At 72.3% G+C, this 6,599-nt stretch carries 5 protein-coding genes; 3 read left to right on the top strand and 2 right to left on the bottom strand.

All coding sequences use genetic code 11. The features are described from left to right. Positions 1-48 precede the first annotated feature (48 nt). Positions 49-2,397: a bifunctional salicylyl-CoA 5-hydroxylase/oxidoreductase gene (locus ACFU8Q_RS14815; protein WP_384452866.1), complete on the top strand. Its 2,349-nt coding sequence runs from the start codon at positions 49-51 to the stop codon at positions 2,395-2,397. Here ACFU8Q_RS14815 and ACFU8Q_RS14820 read toward each other — a convergent pair. Further along, entirely contained in the window at positions 2,384-3,220 is an 837-nt protein-coding gene (locus tag ACFU8Q_RS14820; protein WP_384452855.1) for a GNAT family N-acetyltransferase, read from the bottom strand. The two genes, ACFU8Q_RS14815 and ACFU8Q_RS14820, sit on opposite strands and share 14 nt — an antisense overlap. A 48-nt stretch (positions 3,221-3,268) precedes the next feature. Then, a complete protein-coding gene (locus ACFU8Q_RS14825) occupies positions 3,269-4,915 on the bottom strand; it encodes an AMP-binding protein (protein WP_384452858.1) in 1,647 nt (548 codons plus the stop codon). Between the two features lie 128 nt (positions 4,916-5,043). On the opposite strand from ACFU8Q_RS14825, the gene ACFU8Q_RS14830 reads away from it, so the two are divergent. Together ACFU8Q_RS14830 and ACFU8Q_RS14835 are read left to right on the top strand one after the other, a co-directional pair. Further along, complete coding sequence (locus ACFU8Q_RS14830) at positions 5,044-6,171, top strand: acyl-CoA dehydrogenase family protein (protein WP_384452860.1); 1,128 nt, start codon at positions 5,044-5,046, stop codon at positions 6,169-6,171. Beyond that, entirely contained in the window at positions 6,168-6,569 is a 402-nt protein-coding gene (locus ACFU8Q_RS14835; RefSeq protein WP_384452863.1) for a RidA family protein, read from the top strand. The genes ACFU8Q_RS14830 and ACFU8Q_RS14835 overlap by 4 nt, the downstream gene beginning before the upstream one ends. The last annotated feature ends 30 nt before the right edge of the window (positions 6,570-6,599 follow it).

Raw genomic sequence — 6,599 nt, forward strand, 5'->3', positions numbered from 1 at the left:
TCGGGACCGTCCGCCGCGACGGTGCCCGGCGCGATTCCATCCGCCATGATGGTTACGGCGCCCGGCGCGATCCCGTCCGCCGCGACGGTGCCCGGCGCGCGTCCCTCCACCACGAAGCCGACCGGTGTGGAACGGATCGCGGTCATCGGCGGCGGACCCGGTGGGCTCTACGCCGCGGCCCTGCTCAAGCGGCTCGATCCGGAACGTGACATCACCGTCTGGGAGCGCAACGCACCCGATGACACCTTCGGCTTCGGCGTCGTCCTCTCCGACGAGACCCTCGGCGGCATCGAGCACGCCGACCCCGTCGTGTACCGGGCGCTCCAGGACGAATTCGTGCGGTGGGACGACATCGACATCGTCCACCGCGGCGTGACCCAGACCTCCGGCGGCCACGGCTTCGCGGCGCTGGGCCGGCGCAGGCTCCTGGAGATCCTGCACGACCGCTGCGAGTCCCTCGGCGTACGTCTCCGCTTCCGCACCGTGGCCCCGCCGGCCGCCGAGCTGGCCGCCGCCCACGACCTCGTGATCGCCGCCGACGGAGTGCACAGCCTCACCCGCGCCGCGCACGCCGACACCTTCGGCCCTCGCCTCACCGACCACCGCTGCCGCTACATCTGGCTCGCCGCCGACTTCGCCCTCGACGCCTTCCGCTTCGAGATCGCCGAGACCGCGTACGGCGTGATGCAACTGCACGGCTACCCCTTCTCGGCCGACGCCTCCACCGTCATCGTCGAGATGCGCGAGGAGGTCTGGCGGGCCGCCGGATTCGACACCTGCGACGTGGAGCACTCGACCGTACGCTGCGCCAAGATCTTCACCGAGGCGCTGTGCGGCCGGCCACTGCGCTCCAACAACTCCTCCTGGCTCACTTTCCGCACCGTCGTCAACGCCCGCTGGTCGCACGGCAACACGGTCCTCATCGGCGACGCCGCCCACACCGCGCACTTCTCCATCGGCTCCGGCACCAAACTCGCCGTCGAGGACGCCCTCGCGCTCGCCGCCTGCATCGAGGAACAGCCCGACCTGCCCGCCGCGCTGTCCGCGTACGAGGCCGAGCGCCGGCCGGTCGTCGAATCGACCCAACGGGCCGCCGCGGCCAGCCTGCGCTGGTTCGAGGAGCTCGGCACCTACGTCGACCAGCCGCCCCGCCAGTTCGCCTTCAACCTCCTCACCCGTAGCCGCCGCGTCACCCACGACAACCTCCGGCTGCGTGACGCCTCCTTCACCGCCGCCGTCGAGGAGGAGTTCGGCTGCGCCCAGGGCACCCCGCCGATGTTCACCCCGCTGCGGCTGCGCGGCCTCGAACTCCGCAACCGCGTCGTCGTCTCATCCATGGACATGTACTCGGCCGTCGACGGCGTCCCCGGCGACTTCCACCTCGTCCACCTGGGCGCACGCGCACTCGGCGGCGCCGGGCTCGTCATGACGGAGATGGTGTGCGTCAGCGCCGAGGGCCGCATCACCCCCGGCTGCACCGGGCTCTACACTCCCGAGCAGGCCGCGGCCTGGACCCGGATCGCCGACTTCGTCCACGCGAGCGCGCCCGGCACGGCCATCGGCGTCCAACTCGGCCACTCCGGACGCAAGGGTTCCACCAAACTCATGTGGGAGGGCATCGACCAGCCCCTCGACCACGGCAACTGGCCGCTCACCGCCGCCTCCCCGATCCCGTACGCGGCCGGCGTCAACCAGGTCCCGCACGCCCTGGACCCGGCCGGACTCGACGCCGTACGCGAACAGTTCGCGGCGGCGGCCCGCCGTGCCGATCGCTGCGGCTTCGACCTGCTGGAACTCCACTGCGCCCACGGCTACCTGCTCTCCGGCTTCCTCTCGCCACTCACCAACCGCCGCACCGACCGGTACGGCGGATCGCTGGACAACCGGCTCCGCTTCCCCCTGGAAGTCTTCGACGCGGTCCGCGCCGACTGGCCCGACGACCGGCCCATGACCGTCCGCATCTCCGCCACGGACTGGGCCGAAGGCGGCACGACCGCCGAGGACGCCGTCGAGATCGCCCGTGCCTTCGTCGCCCACGGAGCCGATGCCATCGACGTCTCCACCGGCCAGGTCGTCCCCGACGAGCGCCCCGAGTACGGCCGCTCCTACCAGACTCCGTACGCGGACCGGATCCGCAACACGCTGTGCGTTCCGGTCATCGCAGTCGGCGCGATCTCCTCCTGGGACGACGTCAATTCACTGCTGCTCGCGGGCCGGGCCGACCTCTGCGCCCTGGCCCGCCCTCATCTCTACGACCCGCACTGGACGCTGCACGCGGCGGCCGACCAGGGCTACAGCGGCCCGGGCGCACCCTGGCCGCTCCCGTACCGCGCGGGCAGCCGCACCCCGCCGACGGGCCGCACGGACGCGCCGAAGCCCCGGCTCACCCTGGGGTGACGGGCTCCTCCACCGCGCTGATCAGCAGCCGGTCCGAGAGCGTCCGGAAGCCGATGCGCTGGTACACGCCGTTGCTGGTCGGGTTCGCGAGGTCGGTGAAGAGCAGTACCTCCTGCGCGCCCGCCTCCCGTGCCGCCCGGGCGACCTGCGCCGTCACCGCGGCCGCGTAGCCCCGGCCGCGATGCTCGGCAGGCGTGTAGACCGGCCCGATCCGCACCGTGCCCGCGATCCGCGGGGAGGCACCCGCCATCGACACCGGGACGCCGCCGTCCTCCCAGAGCGTCAGCCCGCCTGACGCCGTCCGCTCGTCCACCATCCGCTCGGCGTTTTGGCCGGACTGACCGACCTGGTCGGCGAACGCGAGATACCAGCGCACCAGCAGTTCCCGGTCGGCGGCGGTGGCGTCCCTGGGCCTCCCCGAAGGCGTGGGGGAGGGCGGGACCAGCGTCTCCAGCCGGTACAGCCGCTGCTCCTGGTCGACCCGGTGGCCCGGCCAGGTGGCGGCCAGCGCCTCGGCGGTGGCCCGGTCCGCGTTGATCTCGGTCAGCGGGAGCGCGGCGGCCAGCGGGGCGAGCGCTTCCGGGGCGACGGTCCCCAGCAGCGGCCGGAACGGCGGGGTCTGAACCAGTGTCCCCGCGACCTCTCCGTCCGCCCCGCGCCACCAGCCCAGCAGCGGGGCGGAGCCGCCGTAGGCGTGCGGGCCGCCCCGACGCAGGGCCGCGGTGACGGTCAGCACCAGGGTGTTCTCGGCGGGCCGGGCGGCCAGCGAGGCGCCGGCCGCTTCCAGAAATACGTCGACGTCATCAGTGAAGGTCCAGGCCATGCCTCATCCTGCCGGGTGCGGATGGCGCGAAGCACCCGCATTTCCGGGTCACTCGTCCCGCAGCATTTCCGGGTCACTCGTCCCGCAGCCGGAAAACTCGTCCCGCAGCCGGAAGCGCTGCAGTTTCCCGGTGGCGGTCCGGGGCAGTGCGGGCAGGAACTCGACGACGCGCGGGCACTTGTGCGGGGCCAGTTCGCCCTTCATGTACGTACGCAGCTCGTCGGCCGACAGTTCCGCGCCCTCACGCAGCACCACGTACGCCACCACGATCCGGCCGCGCAGCTCGTCGGCCCGCCCCACCACCGCGGCCTCGGCCACCGCGGGGTGACGCAAAAGGGCGTCCTCGACCTCGGGGCCCGCGATGTTGTAGCCGGAGGAGATGATCATGTCGTCGGCGCGGGCGACGTAACGGAAGTAGCCGTCCGGATCGCGCACATACGTGTCACCGGTGATGTTCCAGCCGTGCGCCACGTAGTCCCGCTGGCGTTCGTCGGCGAGGTAGCGGCAGCCGATCGGACCGCGTACGGCGAGGAGTCCGGGCTCCCCGTCCGGCACCTGTCGGCCCTCGCCGTCCACCACCCGGGCCTGCCAGCCGGGCACGGGAACTCCGGTGGTGCCGGGGCGGATCGCGTCGTCGGCGGCGGAGATGAAGATGTGCAGCAGTTCGGTGGCGCCGATGCCGTTGATGATGCGCAGACCCGTCCGCTCGTACCAGGACCGCCAGGTGGCGACCGGGAGGTTCTCGCCGGCCGAGACACAGCGCCGCAGCGCGGTCAGATCGTGCTCGTCGACGTGGTCGAGCATCACGCGGTACGCGGTCGGCGCCGTGAACAGCACCGACACCCGGTGGGCGGCGAGCGCGGGCAACAGCTGCACCGGGCCGGACTGTTCGAGCAGCAGGGAACTGGCACCGGCCCGCAGCGGGAAGACCACCAGACCGCCGAGCCCGAAGGTGAAGCCGAGCGGCGGACTGCCCGCGAACACGTCGTCGGGCGTCGGGCGCAGGACATGGCGCGAGAACGTGTCGGCGATGGCCAGCACGTCCCGGTGGAAGTGCATACAGCCCTTCGGCCGCCCGGTGGTGCCCGAGGTGAACGCGATCAGCGCGACATCGTCCGCCGCCGTGTCCACCGGACGGTACGGCCCCCGCTCGGCCTCGGCCAGCCGCAGCAGATCGTCCGGGGCGTCACCCCCGTAGGTCGTGATCCGCAGCCCCGGCACCTGAGCCTTCACCAGATCGTCGATCGCCCGGATGTCGCACAGCGCGTGGCTCACCCGGGCGATCGAGCAGATGGTGGCGAGCTCCACGGACCGCTGCTGGGCCAGCACCGTGACGGCGATCGCGCCCGCCTTCAGCACCGCGAGCCAGCAGGCGGCCAGGTGGGGCGTGGTGGGGCCGCGCAACAGCACGCGGTTGCCGGGGACGACCCCCAGATCCGACGTGAGGACGTGGGCGATCCGGTCCACCCGGTCCCGCAGCTCCCCGTAGCTCCACACTCCGCCGTGGGGGGTACGGAAGGCGGGGCGGTCGGGGCCGAAGCGGTCGGCCGTACGGTCCAGCAGCTCCGCCGCGCAGTTGAGGCGGGCCGGGTAGTTCAGTTCGGGCAGGTCGAAGAGCAGTTCCGGCCACTGGTCCGGAGGTGGCAGGTGCTCCCTGGAGAAGCTGTCGAGGTGCGCTGAGGTCTTCGGGTCCATGACGGATCGCCCCCTTGTCGCCTCTGGAGCGTATCGTTTGGGTGACGGTAGTCAACGGTCCGCGATAAGACGAGAAAGACGAGATGCGCCCGCCGGGCGCCTCGGACACCGACAAGAGAGGCGCCGGTATGACGGCATTCTCGCTCGATCCGGCACAAACCGCCTGGTGCGAGGAGCTGAGAGTCCTTGCCGAGCAGCAATTGCGCCCCCTCGCCGAAAAGGGCGACCCGGGCCACGTCAACCGCCCCCTGATCACCGCACTCGGCGAGTCGGGCCTCCTCGACCGGCTGCTGAACTCGGGCGCCCTCGACCTCTGCCTGCTCCGCGAGTCCCTGGCCCGCGGCTGCACGGAGGCCGAGACCGCACTGGCCCTTCAGGGCCTGGGCACCCACCCCGTGGTCCGGGCGGGAACCCCGGCCCTCCGCGAGCGCTGGCTCCCCGAAGTGCGCGCGGGCCGCGCCGTCGCCGCCTTCGCGCTCAGCGAACCGGGCGCGGGCTCCGATGCGGCGGCCCTCGCCCTCAACGCCGAACACGCCCCCGACGGCTGGCGCCTGACCGGCGAGAAGTGCTGGATCTCCAACGCACCCGAGGCCGACTTCTACACCGTCTTCGCCCGTACGACCCAGGGCGCCGGATCCCGTGGCGTCACCGCGTTCCTGGTCCCCGCCGACCGCCCCGGACTGACCGGCGCCGCCCTCGACATGCTCTCGCCGCACCCCATCGGGTCCCTGGTCTTCGACGGCGTCCCGGTCACCGCCGACGATGTGCTCGGCGAACCGGACCGCGGTTTCCGGGTCGCCATGGACACCCTCAACCTGTTCCGCCCCAGCGTCGGCGCGTTCGCCGTCGGCATGGCCCGTGCCGCCCTCGACGCCACGGTGACGCACACCGCCGCACGCACCGCCTTCGGTGGCCCGCTGAAGGACCTTCAGGCCGTCTCCCACCAGGTCGCCGAGATGGCCACCCGTACCGAAGCCGCCCGGCTGCTGGTGTACGCGGCCGCCGCCGCGTACGACGCGGGTGAATCCGGCGTACCGCGCCGCGCGGCCATGGCGAAGCTGTACGCCACCGAGACCGCGCAGTACGTCGTCGACACCGCCGTCCAACTGCACGGTGCCCGCGCCCTGCGCCGCGGCCACCTCCTTGAACACCTGTACAGGGAGGTTCGTGCCCCACGGATCTACGAGGGCGCCAGCGAGGTCCAGCGCACGATCATCGCCAAGGAGCTGTACGCGAACCGGGAGGCCTCCGCATGAGTCCGCTCCACCGGATCAACCCCGCCGAGCTGTCGCCGCCCGCGGGCTTCTCGCACGCCGTCACGGCTACCGGCGGCCAACTGGTCTTCCTCGCCGGGCAGACCGCACTCGACCAGGACGGCAAGGTCGTCGGCACGGGCCTGCCCGAGCAGTTCGCGACGGCGCTCACCAATCTGCTCACCGCGCTGCGCGTGGCGGGTGGCGCCCCGGCGGACCTGGCCCGCGTCACCGTGTACGCCACCGATGTGGCCGAATACCGCACCCATGCCAGGGAACTTGGCCGGATCTGGCGGCAGTTGGCGGGGCGCGACTATCCGGCCATGGCGGTCATCGGTGTGGCGAGACTCTGGGACGAGCAGGCACTGGTCGAGATCGACGGGGTGGCGGTGCTGCCGTGAACGCGCCGGGCGGGCCGGGCACAGTGTGCC

Origin of the sequence: Streptomyces sp. NPDC057543 (assembly GCF_042801895.1) — a bacterium.
GTDB lineage: Bacteria > Actinomycetota > Actinomycetes > Streptomycetales > Streptomycetaceae > Streptomyces.